Origin of the sequence: Saccharibacillus sp. JS10 (assembly GCF_024436065.1) — a bacterium.
Taxonomy (GTDB): domain Bacteria; phylum Bacillota; class Bacilli; order Paenibacillales; family Paenibacillaceae; genus Saccharibacillus.
The window spans coordinates 857,836-875,035 of the sequence record NZ_JANFNS010000002.1 but is presented as its reverse complement, the minus strand read 5'-3'; the positions used below and the strand labels follow the sequence as shown (position 1 = coordinate 875,035).

Below are 17,200 nucleotides of genomic sequence, written 5' to 3'. Positions count from 1 at the left end.
TTTTAACTGAATTTCACTGATTGTTTAAGAGCAATTTAGCTACAAGTCCAAAAAAACATACAAAAAAGCGCCTTCTCCGAAGTAAAATGTAGATTCGGAAAAAGCGCTTGATTGATAACTTTTAAAGTCTGTTAAGCTTGAGAAATTTTATCGCCTGCAAAAAACTGTTGAAGCTGACGCGTGACTTCGGCTTTATCGTTGTCGATCACCGTCTGGAATTGATCTTTCGTGACCAATTCTGCGATTTCTACAGGGAATTCTTGCACGATATCCAGCAATTTGATCGCTTCATCGAACTTGGCTGGGTGCGCAGTCGCGAACGATACCGTCACTTCGCCCTCTTCGGTGAAAGTTTCGGAAGCGGCAACGCCGCAAGCCGTATGCGGATCAAGCAGGTAACCTGTTTCATTGCGATATTTGCCGATCAACTCCAAGTTTTGCTGGTTGGTCGCACCCAAAGCCAGAAGTTCCGCTTGTACACGGCTCAGGAGATCGCCTTCTACTGTGATTTTGCCTTCTGTCGCCAGTGTATTCATGTACTGAGATACTTGAGCGGAATCTTCATCCAGCAAGTAGTACAGATAACGCTCGAAGTTGCTCGCGACTTGAATATCCATCGACGGGCTATGCGTTTTGCGGAACTCGCCTGGTTGGTATTCGCCTGTAGTGACGAAGCGCTCCAAAATATTATTTTCATTGGTTGCGATAATCAGTTTGTTAATCGGCAAGCCCATCTTTTTCGCCATAAAGCCGGAGAAAATATTGCCGAAGTTGCCGGAAGGAACGCTGACGTTGATCTTTTTGGAAGCATCGCCGACTTGTTTTTCCGCTTGGAAATACGCATAGAAGTAATAGACCGTTTGCGCCAAAATCCGTACAAAGTTGATCGAATTGATTGCACGCAGATGGTATTTGCTTTTGAAATTTAGATCCGAGAACAGTTCTTTGATAATGCGCTGGCAATCGTCGAAGTTGCCGTGAACCGATAGATTCAGTACATTTTCGTCGTTGACCGTCGTCATTTGCAGTTCTTGTACTTTGCTGACTTTGCCATGCGGATGCAAAATACAAATCTTGATGCCTTCTTTGCCACGTACGCCTTGAATCGCGGCAGCGCCGGTATCGCCGGATGTAGCACCCAAGATATGAATGATCTCGCCGCGCGTTTTGGACACGTAAGAATAAAACTCACCCATAAATTGAAGCGCTACGTCTTTGAACGCAAAAGTAGGGCCATGGAACAGTTCCAAAATATATAATGAATCGTTAAGTTTGCGAACCGGAGTCACTTCCGGGTCCCGGAAACTTGCGTAGCTATCGTCGACTAATTTTTTCAGATCCGCTTCCGGAATTTCGTTATTTGCATATAAGGAGAAGATTTCGATAAACAACTCGCGAAACGGCAATGTTTTCCACTGTTCCAAAGTAGATGCGGATACAGTCGGAATTTGCTCCGGCACCATAAGACCTCCGTCTTCGCCGAGCCCCATCAACACGGTATCGATAAAGCCTTTTGGTTCAACTTGACCTCTTGTACTGATGTAATTCATCGTAAAGCCCCCAATTATATCGAGAATATTTCAACCATCATACCGCGAAACGGACATCCGATGACAGTCTTTTTTTATGATTTTCACTAAAAAGTAAACGTTAATTTTTATGAAAAATCGCAATTCAATCTACAATGTCCGTCTGACGTGTACATTTCATACAAAATCGATAGTAGAATGATGCAGATAAGAATCGTTTACGTGGACAACAATCTCTACAGGATAGACATTATTTTTTTCGAAAATATAAAAAAAGAAGTCGGCTTATCGCCAAACTTCTTCGTTTGTTCACCCATAAAGTTTAATCGTCATTTCGAACACTACGAGCATTGGATACAAACAAAGCACCCAATAAAATCAGAATGGCTAATGACCACATCACCGTATTGGTTGAATTATCGTAATCTACAATGATCAGCCGAATGATTGCCGTGATGCCAATGTAGATAAAGTAACGGAGTGGAAAATGAAATCCGCTTTTGAAGTATTTGATAATAAGAGCAATAAACTCAAAATACAAAAAGAATACAAGCAAACGTCCAGCAAGTTCGTATCCGGTCGCCTCATTTTCTTCTAAGAAAATAAAACTAAAAATATGCCATGTTTCTTTAACTAAAAAGAAACATAGAGTAAGTGCCACCAAAGCCAGTGCCACATTCAAAATCGCCTGCAAAACAGCAGGGATTTTTTTGACATAATCCATCCATGAATTCATTTTTTGTTTTTTCCCCTTTATGCAACTTTAATTTAAGAAAAGATTTACTGCATAAAGTATATATTGTATCAAAATAAGCGGCAATCTATAAAACGATAGGTTTAAACATTTAATATCAAGAACCGAATCCTTGCTTTCTCATATCTTGTTGCAAATCCCACAATTCTTCGACCAGAATGGCTTTTCGCTCCGATTGATGGATACGGCGTCCTTCTTTTGTCCATAAAAAAGGATAGATCAAAATCGCTTGTGAACCGCTAAGCTCTCCTACTTCCCGCTCCCAACCTTTCCAGCGAAATGTCGAGTAATACTGCTCCAAATCGCCATTCAGAGCCCAATCAAGAAAATCGGTATATCCTTTCTCCGTATCTTCCCAATCCAAGGTATCCGGCGCAAAATAGAAAACAGTAGGCGACTGAGCGTGTAAAGCGAAGAACCCTCCGGCAACATCGTAAGCCACGATAAAATAACCTTGCGGCTTAAAAGAAAGTGTAACCGGATGTTCGCCCAGCCCGTTCCAAGAACGAAGATCTCCGCAAATCTCAGCATGACCAGAGCCCAGTATACGCAGCCAACCGTTATCGATTAGAAGACCGCCACTATTCAAAGCGACCGCTCCCAACGTCGAAGTATCGCTCATTTGAAGTTCAGCCAATGTTCGCTCTCCTATGATTGGATCGTTTGACAAGACTTGAACTTGATTCGTAGCCGAACTGATCATTTCTAGCGTAGGTGCCCATGCCGAACTTTTCGATTGATTTTCCATCGTTTATACGCCCTTTCTATATTTATGTATGTATGCCTTACTCTTCAAAACCCCTCTATTTTTGCCGATAATCTCCTTGTATGTGTCAACTTAGAATCTGGAGGAGGATAATATGAAAAAAAGTGTGATTTACGGTCTGAGTTTTTCTTTATTGGTTGCGATCGCTGTTCCGGTATCGACGCAACAGGTGAATGCAGCTGCAAAAACGTATAAAAATTGTACCGAACTCCGTAAAGATTATAAAGGTGGAGTCGCAAAATCTGCATCTGTTAAAAACAAAGGCGGCAAAACCCGGTATAAGCCGTTCGTTTCTGCCGAGCTGTACGAAGCTAACAAAAAAAGCGATCGAGACAAAGACTTTATCGCTTGCGAAAAATAAGCTCCCTTTAATTAAAAAATGGCAGTCGGAATAGTTCCGATTGCCGTTTTTTTATCTATTCATGAGGTTTTACATCCAGCTTGTCGATTTGCGATTGATAACCGGGATATTATGATGCTTAGCCCAATTCAAAAACTCGCGAACTTGTTGCCCAACCTGTTCAGTATCGTTGATCTTAAACGAAAAGTCGTTCGGAACCGCAAGCTTACCTTTGGGTTTGATTCCGATTGCGATCTGATCCGTATCCAGACCCGAAATATAGACTTTTTTGATCTCTTGGCTCCCCAGTTCCACGCGGCGCAGCTTGATTCGATCTTCACTCAATTCAAGTTCATATTCGGGTCGAAAAGCTTGCCAAATGGAAAATCCAGCAGCGATCGTGAGCAAAATAGCGACCCCTAACACAAACCAGATCGAAGTCCAATTTTGTATAGCTGGATATGGACTTTCTTTTTCCAACCGATATTGCTGATAAAACATCATATAAAACAGCGCGGCTTGAATCAAATAAACAAACGAGATTGTGATGGGATAAGCGGTACGTACCGCAAAACGTCGACGTTCAGGTATCATTTCTTTTTCCTCCTTTATGGAAATTTCGACTCTACCTCTATGAACGCGTCCCAAATCGAATTCGTTTCGTAAAAATTGGATTACATTTTCGTTTTGTGCATAACCGTCTGCTTGGTCGAATCAAACCCGCTACTTCGGTAATAATCAGCAAGCTTAGGCGAGCAAAATAAACTAACGACTTCGATACCCTGTAATTTTTTGATCATCTGATCCATTAACTGCTTCCCGATTCCTTGACTGCGATGCGTCGTTAAGACCGCTACGTCTTCGATATAAGCCCGATACACCCCGTCCGATACCGCTCGGCAAAATCCGACCAATTGCTTGTCTTCCCAAGCCCCGACCACAATACTGTTATTTAACATCTTCCGAATTCCATCTTTCGTTCGGTTCGGCCACCAATCCACATTCTCATATAAACGCATCAATTGAAGCGGTGGAATCGGTTTTTCGGTATGTAATTTAACGACGATCATCGAGTGTAAGCCTCCTTAGTATTGCGCCAGGCTAACATTTGCAAAAAGATAAAGTTTAAGGCTCAATCGGTTTCACTGTACTTGGATCAAGAATCAGCGATAACGCATCTTCTTCCAAAGAGCCATACCATACATCCGAATAGTAATCCATGATCAGTAAGTTATCGCCGCATACATAAAACGAATGAGACGGTTCTTTAAACACATAATACCCGTCCAACCAAAGCGGATGCAAGGATTCGCGAAACAGAGCGGGATCAAGACCGCCTTCGAGCTTGCCGAAATATCGACTGCCGAAGACCAATTCTTGCAAACAAAACGTCGTTAAAAAATGACTGATCGACGGGCAAACAATCTCGCTTTCTTCCAGTCGATCATTCCATAGCATAGCCGCGTCGCTATAAACGGGAGAATCGTTTTGCCCTGCATTGACTTCACAGCTCCATTGCCCTTCATTTTCCAACAAAAAAGTAATCCGATCATTTTGACGAGTCAAAAATTGCGGTTCCAACCATCTGTCTTGGGCTTCGAATAACTTCGTTCGTGACCCATTTGGCTGTAAAGCAGCCTCGTAAGCAGGGTTCGGCCAATTGCCGGCAAACGTATAAAAGTCTTTTAATACAGCAGGCAGATCGCTAGGAAGGCTATCAGAGCGAACGCCGTATTCAGGTCTGGACGGTCCTGCCCATTTGCAAATAAATGCTTTGAGCCGCTCCATCGTTTGTGCATTATCGGGAATCAGCATAAGAATGCCCCTTTATTATGTAAAGTCTGCGAAAAGTGTGCAGCGATGATGGTCAACTTAAAAAATCAACAAGATCTTATGTTCGAGAGTATCCTTTTGTTTCCTTATTTTAACGTGAAAGGATGTAGCCGCACAGCCCGTTTTTTCCTATTTCCGAGAAATTTCAAAAAAAGGCTACATGCGAAGTTTGTCTCATACTCATTCAAAGTCGTGAAAATAAAAGCTGCCGAGATATACTCGACAGCCTTTTGACGTAATTTATTCCCTATTTCTTTACCAATTCGATTCGATAAATTCGTCGCGACCGGATTGTTTGCGATCTTCTTTATAGTGCTTTGGATTTTTTTTGTGGAAATCTTGATGATAGTCTTCGGCTTCGTAAAAAGTTTGTGCAGGCAATACTTCGGTTACAATCGGTTTATCGAAACGCCCGCTGTCCGCAAGCTCTTGGCGCGTCGCCAAAGCCGCTTCTTGCTGCTTCTCGTTATGGAAAAAGATCGCCGGTTTGTATTGAGTGCCCCGATCTTGGAATTGACCTTCGCTATCCGTAGGATCGGTCTGCGGCCAATATAGTTCGAGCAGTCGCTCGTAAGGGAATACGGACGGCTCAAACGTAATCTGAACCACTTCGTAATGCCCTGTCGTGCCGGTCTTCACCTGCTCGTAAGTCGGATTGTCTACCGCACCGCCCATATAGCCAGACACAATGCCGTGAATCCCGGGAAGTTCTTCAAACGGCGTGACCATGCACCAAAAGCAACCTCCTGCAAAAGTCGCTTTTTCGATCTGCGTATGATCCACATGTTCAGCAAAACTTGATGTTTCTTCTGTCATCTTGAGTTCGCTCCTTATGATTTAACGATTCACCTTTTGCAATACAAAATTCGGTTTGATTTCACCGATTTTTTCTTGACGTGCATTAAGTACCGGTGCATAAACATAATCGGCAAGTTCTTCGAATTGCTGCGGTGTACCGATTCCTAGCTGCTTCAGCACTTCCATCGCCGCAACCGTCGTAGCCCGTTCATTGCCGTCTTCGACTTTAACCGTAATGCCGATGCCACGGTCTGCAACGCCGATACATTGCACGCCTTCCGCGCCTACTTTTGCTACCAGATTTCCTTCAAATACACGCATCAGATCCGTATCGAAGCGATTTTTGCCCGCAACCATTTCTGGCCGTGTGGTCATGCCGCGCCGAATCCGATTAAGCGCATCTGCGCGAAGTTCCGATACCGTTCCTTCCGGTTTTGCCAGACGTGCAAATCCGAGCGCGACTTGCCACAGCGGCAAACGGTGTACAGGAACGCCGCACCCGTCTACGCCGATCCCGATTTCATCGACCGGAATATCGCAGACATCCGAAATTACCGATAAAATCCGCTGTTGATGAGGATGTTCCAATTCGCGGTAGTTCTGCGTATCTTCGTGCAAATGCACGGCTGTGAGCAGCATACCCGAATGTTTACCGGAGCAATTGCTAAATACCGGCGTCAATTCTTTTCCTTCTCGAATCAATTCTCGGTAACTCGCGCCATCTCGCGGAATATGCGTACCGCATTGCAGATCGTCTTCCGTTAAATCCGCGCGCGACAATACATCAAGCACCGTATGCCGATGTATCGGTTCACCGCTATGCGAAGCACAACTTAACGAAATTTCTGCATCGCCGTACCCGTAAGCGTCAGCGGCTCCCGATTCGATCAACGGCACCGTCTGAAAAGGCTTCATCGACGAACGAGGATAAGTTAGGCGATGCGGGTCGCCAAGTTCATATAGCAGGTTGCCGTTGGCATCGACTACCGCGATATGAACGCTATGGTTACTTTCAATATATTCTCCTCGGGTAACTTGTACATCTTGCGACATCGGATAATCTCTTCTTTCTGTGTAGGATATTATTGAGCCAACTCGTAAATCGCTCGCGCGTAAATAGCCGTAGCTTTGAGCAAATCGTCGACTTCGATATATTCATCCGCTTGATGGGCGGTCATTTCTTTTCCCGGGAAGCAAGCTCCGAAAGCTACGCCTTTTGGCATAAATCGAGCATATGTCGCGCCGCCTGTCGATAATAAGGTCGGTTCGTCGCCCGTTTGCTCCGCATATGCTTTTTGCAACGCCAGAACGATCGGCTCGTCTTTGCTTACATGATGCGAACCTTTTTGCTGGACATCGGTAATATGGAAATCAAAAGCATCCAGCTTCGCTTGCAGCTGCGCCTTAATCTGGGTCTGATCCGATTGCACCGGGCAACGCGTCGTTAGCTGAATCTGCGTGCCTTTTTCTGTGCCGAAAATGATAATGCCCGGATTCACCGTTAAATGACCTGTCATTTCATCCTCGAACGCAATACCGAGCTTTTCGCCGTGGAAATCTTCGTGCATCTCATTGAGCAGATCGATAAACGCACGCGCTTCCGGTTGCAAAGCCGCGTCTTTCAAAAACAGAGCCAGCGTCGTCCCTGCATTGATCCCGCTTGCCGGTTCCGAACCGTGCGACGAAACGCCGGTCAAAGTAAACATCGCTTGTCCGGAACTGATCTCAGCTTCCCCTTTGACGCGGTGAGCGCGGCAAAAATCTTCGAACGATTCCACAAGAGGGCGAATATCTCCGCTAAGTACGGCATGAGCGCGCTCTGGTACCATATTAATGCGCAGCCCGGATTCGAACGATTCCAATTTCACCAGTGATTTGGAATCGGAAGCTGCCTGCTTCGGTACAATCGTAGGATTGAATTGTCCTTTTTCCGCAATAATCATCGGGAATTCGGCATCCGGGGCAAAGCCAATTGTAGGCATTTGTTCATGCTCTACATAATGGCGCATGCAACTCATACCGCTTTCTTCGTCTGTGCCAAAAATCAAACGTACATTTTTGGTCAAAGGAAGCCCGAGTTCTTGCACGATTTTCAGCCCGTACCAAGCGGCAATCGTAGGCCCTTTGTCGTCAATCGCTCCGCGTGCGTACAATTTACCGGCGCGGATCGTCGGTTCGAACGGTGGGCTTGTCCAATTTCCGGTTGCCGGAACGACATCGACATGCCCTAAAATCCCGATCGTCGTCGATTCATCGAAATTGCCGTATTGCGCATGACCGGCATACCCGTCTACGTTTTTGATCGTTAAGCCGCTTTGCTTCGTCAAATTCAGCATATAATCGAGAGCTTCGCCGATCGCTTGTCCCATCGGACGCTCGGTTGAAGCGGTATCCAAATCTTTTACACTTTGTATCCGAAGCAGACCATCCAAATCACGGAGTAAATCTTCGCGCCTGGATTCTACTTCTTTTTGCCAATCGATCATGGAATGATCCTCCTTGTGACTTGCTTCAATGTAAAGTGCACTTCTTTTCTATCTTACCATTATTTAAATCACATTACCGAATCGTAGACTGCACTTGGGACAATAAAAGAGTCAGTTGCTTGGTATCGATCGGCTTTTTGAGATAATCGTCCATCCCTGCATCCAAACAGCGTTCGCGGTCACCACGCACGGCATTAGCCGTCACCGCGATAATATACGGACTGCCGTAGCGCTTCGGATTTTCTCGGATTCGCTTGGTCGTCTCAAATCCGTCCATTCTCGGCATCCGAACATCCATCAAAATCAGATCGTAGGTGTATTGCTCGGCACGTTCCAAAGCTTTTATCCCGTCTTCCGCCAGATCTGACGTATACCCTAACCGCTTAAGCAAACGGTCCATCACCAGTTGATTGACCTTGTTATCTTCCACCACCAAAATTCGCAAAGGAATCAAAGACTCGGCAGCAGGCGTTGAAGCTTGCACCGGCGTCTCAGGCGTTTCGATAAAGTCTGGCAGCTGCATCTCGATGGTAAAACGAAAAACAGTCCCTTCCCCGACTTTCGACTGCACTCCGATTGTCCCGTTCATTAATTCAATTAGACGCTTCGTGATCGCAAGCCCCAGACCCGAACCTTCGGTTTTGCGTGTCATATAATTATCCAATTGATAAAATGGATCGAATAGGTGCTCGGTCTGTACCTCGGGAATCCCAACGCCTGTATCGCGGATCCGAAACTCTAATCGAACCCAACCTTCCGGCGCTCCGTCTTGTTTTTCGACCGAAACGAATACGCCGCCTTTCTCCGTGTACTTGATCGCATTCCCGACCAAATTCACAAGAATCTGGCGCAGTTTATTCGGATCGCCCATGACTAAATCCGGCACTTGAGGCGCCACCGACAGACCCAGTTCCAATTTCTTTTTCCGCGAATCGGCTAATAAAATATCGAATGAACGAGCAACGTCTTCGCGTAAATTCATCGGTTCTTTTTGCAGAGTCGTTTTGCCGGCTTCGATTTTGGAAAAATCGAGAATATCATTGATAATCCCCAGTAGAGAATCGCCGCTCCGACGGATAACGTCAATGTATTCTAACTGCTGGTTAGTCAGACCGTCTGTTTCCAGCAGCAATTGGGTCAACGAAATGACTCCGTTCATCGGCGTTCTAATTTCATGACTCATCATTGCCAAAAAGTCGCTTTTGACTTGATTCATTTCTTCGGCGGCTTGCTTTTCGATCAATAACTTTTTGTGTTCGGTAATGTCTTTTACTAGAATATAGATCCCGATTTGTTGCCCGCCTACAATGATTGGAGCAATCGAAGTCAACACTTCCAACTGGCTTCCGTTTTGGCTCGCGATACGCACAGAGGGTCGAACAGAATCGTCTCCATTAACTTCATTTTTCAAAATATCGTTCATTGTGCCTTCAACCAACCAATCGGAAAAGCGAAGACCGATCATTTCTTTGATCGAAAACCCGATCAATTTTTCAGCAGCCGGATTCGTATTGATAATAAATCCTTCGCTATTGATCGAAAATACAGCATCGTGGTTATGGCGCTTTAGCGACGTATACCGTTCAATCGATTCTTGGAGCTTACGCTCTGCATATCGGAAATCAGTAATATCGCGGTAAATCACCGCATAACCCGAAGGCTGCTCTGCCTCTCCAAGCGCAAATTCGGTCACATGGATATTCAACTTCTGTCCGCTTCGCGCAATTGCAGTGGCTTCGGTGTGCTGTGCTTCTTCAGCAGGAATCGAAGGGTCAGGAAGAATATCAGCTTGCGAGAGTGGCGGCAACTCATCTTTTATCACACTTCGAAGACCGATCTTCGAACGTATTTCGGTTTCACTCATGCCTTTACAATCATCTGAATCCCAGCCGAATACTTTTTCAAATGCTGGATTGACTCTCACCAATATTCCTTTTTCGTTAAACAAACATATAGGATCAAAGTGGTTCGCAATAATCTGCTCCAATTGTCTAGCGGCAACTCCCAAGCGTAAACGTTCCATCTGTTGCTCCCGCTCTTGATCTTTCTGCTCAGAGAAGGTGGGAAATTCGCTTTCTTGATTCTGTTCAGTAAAGTTAGTGCGACTTAATTCCTCATCGGTCATGACATAGTCATGCGTTCGAATTAATTTGATTTGCAGCGCTGCACTGATCGAACTGGAATGATAAGCACAGACCGACATCACGCCAAGCCCTTGCACGTTCGGATGAACAAAATGTTCAAACAAATGGATTTCTTCTTCGACTTGGGTTCCCGGTTCCCAATGAATCTGCGCCCAGGTTCGGATACTTACTTCTTGCTTAAAATAAGGCTCCATCAATGTTCTGGAATGTTTTAAGATTTTTTTATGATCAAAACGGTCAGAGGTATCGTAAAAAGAATCCGCATTCACATAAATGACTTTTTCTTGTTGCTCAGAAGTCAGCATCGACGCAAGTAAAGGACGAATCCGCGAAATATGTTCTTCTGAATCAATTAAAACCGCCAAGCTTCCAATCTGAACGCCAGAACTCAAATATGCCGCCACATTTGTCATATAGATTTCAATCTCGTCGTAGAGGTATAAAATATGGCTGCCCGAAGAAACGCCGACTAGCCGATTTAATTCCATGATGCGTTCGCTCATTGTGCACCTCTTGACTTTGCTCGGATTTTTGAATTGTTTATTCAGTATACGACAAAAAATCAGACAAAAGATGACGAAATCCTGCAATCTGTAACATCAAAAGGCAATAATAGATGAAAAAAAGTCGTTTTTCGCTTGAATACGAACACGCATTCGGTTATAATAAGAACAGAACATTAGTTCCTACAAGGTGGTGAAGAGCATGACCGCTGCACAGACAACCCAAGACGAAGTTTCTTTGATCAAAAGTTATCTGTTGTTGACCCGTATTTTGAAAGCATTCGAGAACGATGCCAAAAAGTTAGAGTCGGATGCGCCGATGCAGACCTCTACTTTATATACAGAAATGATTCGTAAAGCTTCCCGTTGCGCAGCTACATTGCTATCGGGCATTCGATCCGAATTCAAAAAGAGTCAGATTCGGATCTGTGAAGTTAAACATTCCGAGCAAGGCGTCGACGCTGATTATCTGTGCCGTGGTCTGCACGGGACACTGCATATCGACAATCAGCCTTTTCATCAAGAAATGAACTTAAGAATGCGTGCTTATATGGGTCTGTTTACGACAGATAATCGCTCAGCTGAGCCAATCGTATCTGATTCGGGTTCAGCAAGTTTTGTGCCGACTCGTCGTTATGGTTCGCATAAATCTTACCTTCAAAATACAAAATCTTCTGCCAAAAAGAATCCCAAACGTTCTTTTCCCGCAGGAACTTACGCATAAATCATAATTTTTCTTCGCGATCTTCCTCTACGATCTATCTTTCAGATCTCACCTAGCTGCGGCGGATCGTACCAAAAAAGCCTATGTGTAACCGTAATTACGGTTACACATAGGCTTTTTCTACATCATATCAATTGTTTGATTGTTCATCATCGGATGAAGGCAGATTTTCATTTGCGAAAATATCGATCCGTTCTTCTTTGGAAGGCTGAATCGGGTAATTACGATCCAGTTTAACTACATTCCGGTTAGGTCTGCGAATCAACACATGCGTATCATCCCAAGCGACTACAATGCCTCGGATATCATTTTCTTTGAGTCCGTCACGGACAACCCGTACTTTTTCTCCCGATAATCGGTAAGCGTTTAATTGCTCGTCGTCGATCATAACTAATTCCTCCTTTTTGAACGTTATTTACGATTTAACGAAAAAAGCCCGCACGCGCATGGCGCGAGCGGACTTTTGTACTCGGTCGTACATCCAATAATCAATGAAACAGCCGATTTTATTGCTGCGCGTGTTCTTTGGAATCTGCGTTTTCAAACCAGAAATCAAGTACTTTTGCCGACATGACACGTTGCTCGACATATTCAACTTGTTGAGCCGTGAATTCTTCTCTCCAAGGGAAAGACAATTCTTCGCACAAATCGGCGAGTGTCAACAATTCCGACCAAGCGACATAACGCTTGTACCAGAAAAATTGAGGATGTTCAATCATATAGGGATAAAGGTCGTCAAACTCCGTATGCTTGCAGTCGAGTGCACGTTCAAAATGCACCTTAGCGTCATTCACTTTTTTAATAAAAAAATCGGCATTCACTACTGGATCAGTCATATTGTTCTTCCTCCTTTCCCTACTTAAAAAGTATTATACGTAACATTATCGGAGGGGTAAAGTAGGAAATGAACCCTTTGGCTCAAATTCTATCAGTCTGCAAAAACGACCCCTTCTTCGCCTAGCGACTGAATCCGAACAAGTGATTCCAGACGAATCCCCTGATCTCGCAAACTTTGTGCGCCGGATTGGAAACATTTTTCGACCACAATGCCTACACCTACGAGCGTAGCTTCAGCGGAATGAATAATTTTCACCAGTCCACGTGCCGCATCGCCGTTTGCGATAATATCGTCGATCAGTAAAACTCGGTCTTCTTGTTTAATAAACCGTTTGGGAAGCATCAAATCGGTTACGATTCCTTTTGTAAAAGAAGGTACACGTTCCACATAAGAATCCGGGTCGGCAAGCAGCGTTTTTTTCCGGCGAGCAAAAATCATCGGAACGCCAAGTTCAAGCGCCACGGCAAAAGCAACCGGAATACCCGAAGATTCTACAGTCACGACTTTCGTGACGCCTTCTTCTTTGAACCGAGCCGCAAAAGCTTTGCCCATCTCCATCGTCAACATGGGGTCAACCTGATGATTCAAGATCGCATCGAGCTTCAAGACTTGCTGCGAAGCGACGATTCCTTCTTGTTTAATCCGTTCTTTGAGTTCTTCCATACGTTCTCCTCCACTTCGCACTGATGCTCAACAAGCCAAGCACGTTTTCGTAAAAATAGCATGTTCCTTCTTGTTTTTCAAGGTGACATGACTATACCGTTTGTTGACCTCGGCTTTCGTAACTGAGGTACAATCGTTTGAGTTCGATCGCTACGCGATCTAGCGAATATTGCGATTTGGCTTTGTCGCATGCCGTTCTGGACATCTCGTAACGATACGCTGGATCCACAATAACTTGCTCTAGCGCATCGGCTAACGCCTCCGCTTGATCAGGAGGAACCAAAAGCCCGTTTACGCCGTGTTCGATCTGCTCGGGAATACCGCCTACTTGGGTACCGACCAGTGCAAGACCGCACAATGCGGCTTCGGCAAATACCGACCCGAAAGCTTCGGCGCGTGACGGCAATACAAAAATATCGAAAAACGGCATAAATTCTTCGGGATGCAGCGTATACCCATAAAAGATCGTATCGTCGTATACGCCAAGTTCTGACGCCATCTGTTCCAAATCTTCGCGTGAAGGCCCGTCTCCGATCAGATGCAGGACATACGGAATCTGGCGTTGCTTGAGGATCGAACAAGCTTGAAGCAAAATATCCAAACCTTTCGCCGGAACAAGGCGGCATACGGTGATCAATTGAGGGACTTCATTCTCATGGGCAATCGGCTTGAATCGACGTTCGTCGTAGCCGTTAGGCATCACTTTTACGTGCTCGGGATGCTTGATATACGCTGCAATATACTTCCGGAATGCTTCAGAGACGGTAATCATCTGATCCGTTCTAGCTTCAAGCTCTCGATAAATCGAGACTAAAAAGCGATGTTCGGCTCCGCCTTCTTCAATTTTACCGTTCAAAATTAATTCGCGTTCGTAACTGGAATGGGTCGTTTGAAGGATTGGCGTATTCGGAAATACCGTCTTCATCGCAAGCGCCGCGATCGGATGGTGCGCATGGATCAGATCATACGGCTTTTGCAACCGCAAACGCGTCCACCATAAATAATCGCGATACGTCTGCATATATTTTTGCACGATTGGACTATCGGCGTACTGTGTCCAATCGAAAGTCTCAAATACAATCTCTTCGCGCCCTTTGCCGCGAATCCGCTTTGGCAACGAAAAAATCTCCATTTCCCAACGTGCGGACGAAAACTTTTCTTGCAAATGCGGGATCATCGATGATACGCCCCCCGGCTGTTCGGGTGGGAAAAATAAAGCTTGCAGCAATCTCACAGCCAGTCTCCCCTTCCGCTTCACACATTCTTTCTACAAATGATAGCCCACAACGTAGCTACACGTAAAGGATAAGACCTTACCGATTTCGTAGAGCTTCCAACTCTTCTGGATATAGCTCTCGGTAGTCGCCAAGCGCAAGCTCTGGATCAAGCTGAAGCGGGCCCATCGAGATGCGTTTCAGATAAACGACTTTTTTGCCTACCGCTTCAAACATCCGCTTTACCTGATGGAATTTACCTTCCATAATCGTCAATCGAATCTCGCTATGGATCTCGCCTTCTTGTTCAAACTGGCGGATGATTTCAAGCTCGGCTGGCATCGTCTCATATCCGTCATCTAACGTTACGCCGTTTCGAAAAGCGACACCGTCTGCTTCATCGACAGCGCCGAGTACCGATGCTTCATACGTCTTCGGTACGTGCTTGCGCGGCGAAAGCAGTTCATGCGCAAGCTGCCCGTCGTTTGTCAACAGCAGCAGCCCTTCGGTATCTTTGTCCAAACGCCCGACCGGAAAAGGCTCGAACGCGATATATTGAGCTTCGAGTAGATCAATGACGGTATCGTCCCATTTGTCTTCGGTTGCGGACACGACGCCTTGCGGCTTATTGAGCAGAAGATAAATAAATTCACGATAGTGGACGGCTTCTCCGTCGACTTCGATCTTTGCGATTTCCGGATTCACTTGAAGCCCGCTGTCTTTGATCGCGACGCCATCGACCAATACGCGACCTTGTTTAACCAGCTTTTTGCTTTCGCTGCGTGTCGAGATGCCTAAGTGGGATAAAATTTTATCGACACGCAGTTTTTTCACACTTTTTGAGTCACTCATCCGTTCCATCTCCATCCTACGGGATATTCGTTTTTCAGTACGCCTGCTGCCCATTTGCCCCAACCTGCCGAATATCCGTCGATCGCGACAAGGACATAGCCTTTCGGCTCGATCTGATCACCGCGAACAATTCGTTCTTCGCCGAAAGTAAGCGTCTCGCCTTTGAGGTAGGACACCGCTTCAGGCAACGAAGAATCCAGCGAGACATACCGCGAAGATTCGCTTGGCGATAAAGCGGCTGCCAACGCGTTGGACGGCACAAAGCGTCCTCCGGCTTTGACCATGCCAAGCTGGAACCCGGAGCGGCGAACTTTGAGTCCGCGAAGTCGCTCTGGCTCTACCGGGCACGCGTAGGCGTAATCGCCGGAGATCAGCAGCGTCCCGAAGATCGGCGCCGTCACTTGATCGGCGAAAAAAGCAAGGCACGCGCTGCGCACTTGATCTTCCGACGCCTCTTCGCGGATATAGGCGTCTTTGCGCTGTCCGCGAGCTTGGCGCGCGGACTTGTCTTCGCGGCGCGCAGCAGCGCCACGTGCTTCTTGGCGGCTCCTCCCTTTGGAGCCGCCGCTTGCGCGCCTACCCAATTCGGGGGCGGGCAGTTCTTCCCCTGCGCCAATTATCGGCGCAGAAGCACTGCCGGCGGCGCCTGCTTGCGCCGCCTTCTCCCCCGTGTGCTCCAAGATGCACACGAAGTGCCCTTCGCCTTCGGCGCGGTGCGGCCAGATACGCGAAGCTCTCGCGGTCTGCGAGAGCGCTTCGTGCCGCGCAAAATCCGGCTCGCCGCTTTGAGCCTCCTGTGCAAGCAGCGGCGATAACCAGCCGCCGCTTTGCGTCAGATCGGCGACCCAATCCGGTCGCCCCGGAGCAAACAGCGGCGAATGCGGCGATTCGCCCACGACGAATTCCGGGTGCCGCGCAAGAAATAGCGCGATCATCGCTTCGTTCTCCTCAGGCGAGAACGTGCAAGTCGAATAGACGATACGCCCGCCCGGCGCGAGCATCGACGATACCGTCTCCAAAATATCACGCTGCATCACCGTGCAGACGTCTACCGAATGCTTTTCCCATTGGCGAACCGCATCGGGATCTTTGCGGAACATGCCTTCGCCCGAACAAGGCGCGTCGATCAGAATCTTATCGAAGTACGCGGGGAACTTCTCGGCGATTCGCTCCGGCGTTTCGTTGAGCACAACCGCGTTGCGAACCCCGCTCATCTCGATATTTTTCGCTAACGCTTTGGTGCGCTCCGCGCTAATGTCGTTCGTGACCAGCACGCCTTGACCTTGCAGCTTGGCTGCGATCTGTGTCGATTTGCCGCCAGGAGCGGCGCATAAATCCAAAACGCGATCGCCCGGCTGTGGATTGAGCGCTTCCGCCGGCTCCATCGCACTCGGTTCTTGAATATAATAAAGACCGGTATGGTAATACGGATGTTTGCCCGGTCGATTCTGTTCGTCGATATAAAACCCGGTTTCGCACCACGGGATCGATTTTAATTCAAAAGGGCTTGCGGCTTTGAAATCTTCTAACGCGACTTTCAATGTATTTACGCGGATGCCTACATGACGCGGACGTTCGTAACTGTCGATAAAAGCTTCGTATTCGTCTCCGAGCCAGCGCTGCATACGCGACTCGAACAACGCGGGAAGTTGAATACTCATTGAGAGTTCCTCCTGTTTCTGAGGGGTACATGATAAGATGATAGCAACGCAAAAGAACCCGCTCCGCCTGGCGGCGATAGACCGCGACCCGGCAG

Annotated in this window: 18 protein-coding genes; 2 read left to right on the top strand and 16 right to left on the bottom strand. The window is 46.5% G+C overall.

Going from position 1 to position 17,200, the window contains the following annotated elements; all coding sequences use genetic code 11:
* Positions 1–131 precede the first annotated feature (131 nt).
* The 3 genes from thrC to NOM90_RS09320 form a co-directional block, all read right to left on the bottom strand.
* Positions 132–1,550 carry a threonine synthase gene (gene thrC / locus NOM90_RS09330; protein WP_255941515.1) on the bottom strand — a complete coding sequence of 473 codons (1,419 nt, stop codon included), beginning with the start codon at positions 1,548–1,550 and terminating at the stop codon, positions 132–134.
* A 301-nt stretch (positions 1,551–1,851) separates the two neighbouring features.
* Entirely contained in the window at positions 1,852–2,265 is a 414-nt protein-coding gene (gene psiE, locus NOM90_RS09325) for a phosphate-starvation-inducible protein PsiE (RefSeq protein ID WP_255941514.1), read from the bottom strand.
* A gap of 115 nt (positions 2,266–2,380) precedes the next feature.
* Positions 2,381–3,031 carry a DUF2625 family protein gene (locus NOM90_RS09320; RefSeq protein WP_255941513.1) on the bottom strand — a complete coding sequence of 217 codons (651 nt, stop codon included), beginning with the start codon at positions 3,029–3,031 and terminating at the stop codon, positions 2,381–2,383.
* A gap of 112 nt (positions 3,032–3,143) precedes the next feature.
* Here NOM90_RS09320 and NOM90_RS09315 point away from each other — a divergent pair, with 112 nt between their 5' ends.
* Positions 3,144–3,410 carry an excalibur calcium-binding domain-containing protein gene (locus NOM90_RS09315; RefSeq protein ID WP_255941512.1) on the top strand — a complete coding sequence of 89 codons (267 nt, stop codon included), beginning with the start codon at positions 3,144–3,146 and terminating at the stop codon, positions 3,408–3,410.
* A 69-nt stretch (positions 3,411–3,479) separates the two neighbouring features.
* On the opposite strand, the gene NOM90_RS09310 is transcribed toward NOM90_RS09315, so the two are convergent.
* The 7 genes from NOM90_RS09310 to NOM90_RS09280 all read right to left on the bottom strand — a co-directional run bounded on the left by NOM90_RS09310 (position 3,480) and on the right by NOM90_RS09280 (position 11,153).
* Complete coding sequence (locus tag NOM90_RS09310; protein WP_255941511.1) at positions 3,480–3,983, bottom strand: hypothetical protein; 504 nt, start codon at positions 3,981–3,983, stop codon at positions 3,480–3,482.
* 80 nt (positions 3,984–4,063) lie between these two features.
* Complete coding sequence (locus tag NOM90_RS09305; RefSeq protein ID WP_255941510.1) at positions 4,064–4,459, bottom strand: GNAT family N-acetyltransferase; 396 nt, start codon at positions 4,457–4,459, stop codon at positions 4,064–4,066.
* 55 nt (positions 4,460–4,514) lie between these two features.
* Positions 4,515–5,204: a hypothetical protein gene (locus NOM90_RS09300; RefSeq protein ID WP_255941509.1), complete on the bottom strand. Its 690-nt coding sequence runs from the start codon at positions 5,202–5,204 to the stop codon at positions 4,515–4,517.
* A gap of 273 nt (positions 5,205–5,477) precedes the next feature.
* The gene (gene msrA, locus NOM90_RS09295) at positions 5,478–5,990 is read right to left on the bottom strand and encodes a peptide-methionine (S)-S-oxide reductase MsrA (protein WP_255941874.1); all 513 of its coding nucleotides are present in this window, start codon (positions 5,988–5,990) and stop codon (positions 5,478–5,480) included.
* Positions 5,991–6,059: 69 nt separating this feature from the next.
* Entirely contained in the window at positions 6,060–7,073 is a 1,014-nt protein-coding gene (locus NOM90_RS09290; RefSeq protein ID WP_255941508.1) for an asparaginase, read from the bottom strand.
* A gap of 29 nt (positions 7,074–7,102) precedes the next feature.
* Positions 7,103–8,506, bottom strand: a complete 1,404-nt coding sequence (gene pepV / locus NOM90_RS09285) for a dipeptidase PepV (RefSeq protein WP_255941507.1) — start codon at positions 8,504–8,506, stop codon at positions 7,103–7,105.
* Between the two features lie 73 nt (positions 8,507–8,579).
* Positions 8,580–11,153, bottom strand: coding sequence for an ATP-binding protein (locus NOM90_RS09280; RefSeq protein ID WP_255941506.1), 2,574 nt, complete (start codon positions 11,151–11,153; stop codon positions 8,580–8,582).
* Between the two features lie 202 nt (positions 11,154–11,355).
* Between NOM90_RS09280 and NOM90_RS09275 the strand changes: the two genes are divergently transcribed.
* Entirely contained in the window at positions 11,356–11,877 is a 522-nt protein-coding gene (locus NOM90_RS09275; protein WP_255941504.1) for a YhjD family protein, read from the top strand.
* Between the two features lie 130 nt (positions 11,878–12,007).
* Here the strand turns inward: NOM90_RS09275 and NOM90_RS09270 are convergent, their stop codons facing one another.
* The 6 genes from NOM90_RS09270 to NOM90_RS09245 form a co-directional block, all read right to left on the bottom strand.
* On the bottom strand, positions 12,008–12,265 hold the full coding sequence (locus tag NOM90_RS09270) for a hypothetical protein (RefSeq protein ID WP_255941503.1): 258 nt from the start codon (positions 12,263–12,265) through the stop codon (positions 12,008–12,010).
* A gap of 118 nt (positions 12,266–12,383) precedes the next feature.
* A complete protein-coding gene (locus tag NOM90_RS09265; RefSeq protein WP_255941502.1) occupies positions 12,384–12,713 on the bottom strand; it encodes a hypothetical protein in 330 nt (109 codons plus the stop codon).
* A 92-nt stretch (positions 12,714–12,805) separates the two neighbouring features.
* On the bottom strand, positions 12,806–13,378 hold the full coding sequence (locus NOM90_RS09260) for a xanthine phosphoribosyltransferase (RefSeq protein WP_255941501.1): 573 nt from the start codon (positions 13,376–13,378) through the stop codon (positions 12,806–12,808).
* A gap of 91 nt (positions 13,379–13,469) precedes the next feature.
* A complete protein-coding gene (locus tag NOM90_RS09255; RefSeq protein WP_255941500.1) occupies positions 13,470–14,612 on the bottom strand; it encodes a glycosyltransferase family 4 protein in 1,143 nt (380 codons plus the stop codon).
* Between the two features lie 79 nt (positions 14,613–14,691).
* Entirely contained in the window at positions 14,692–15,444 is a 753-nt protein-coding gene (locus NOM90_RS09250) for a pseudouridine synthase (RefSeq protein WP_255941499.1), read from the bottom strand.
* The gene (locus tag NOM90_RS09245; RefSeq protein WP_255941498.1) at positions 15,441–17,105 is read right to left on the bottom strand and encodes an RsmB/NOP family class I SAM-dependent RNA methyltransferase; all 1,665 of its coding nucleotides are present in this window, start codon (positions 17,103–17,105) and stop codon (positions 15,441–15,443) included. The genes NOM90_RS09250 and NOM90_RS09245 overlap by 4 nt, the downstream gene beginning before the upstream one ends.
* Positions 17,106–17,200: the final 95 nt, after the last annotated feature.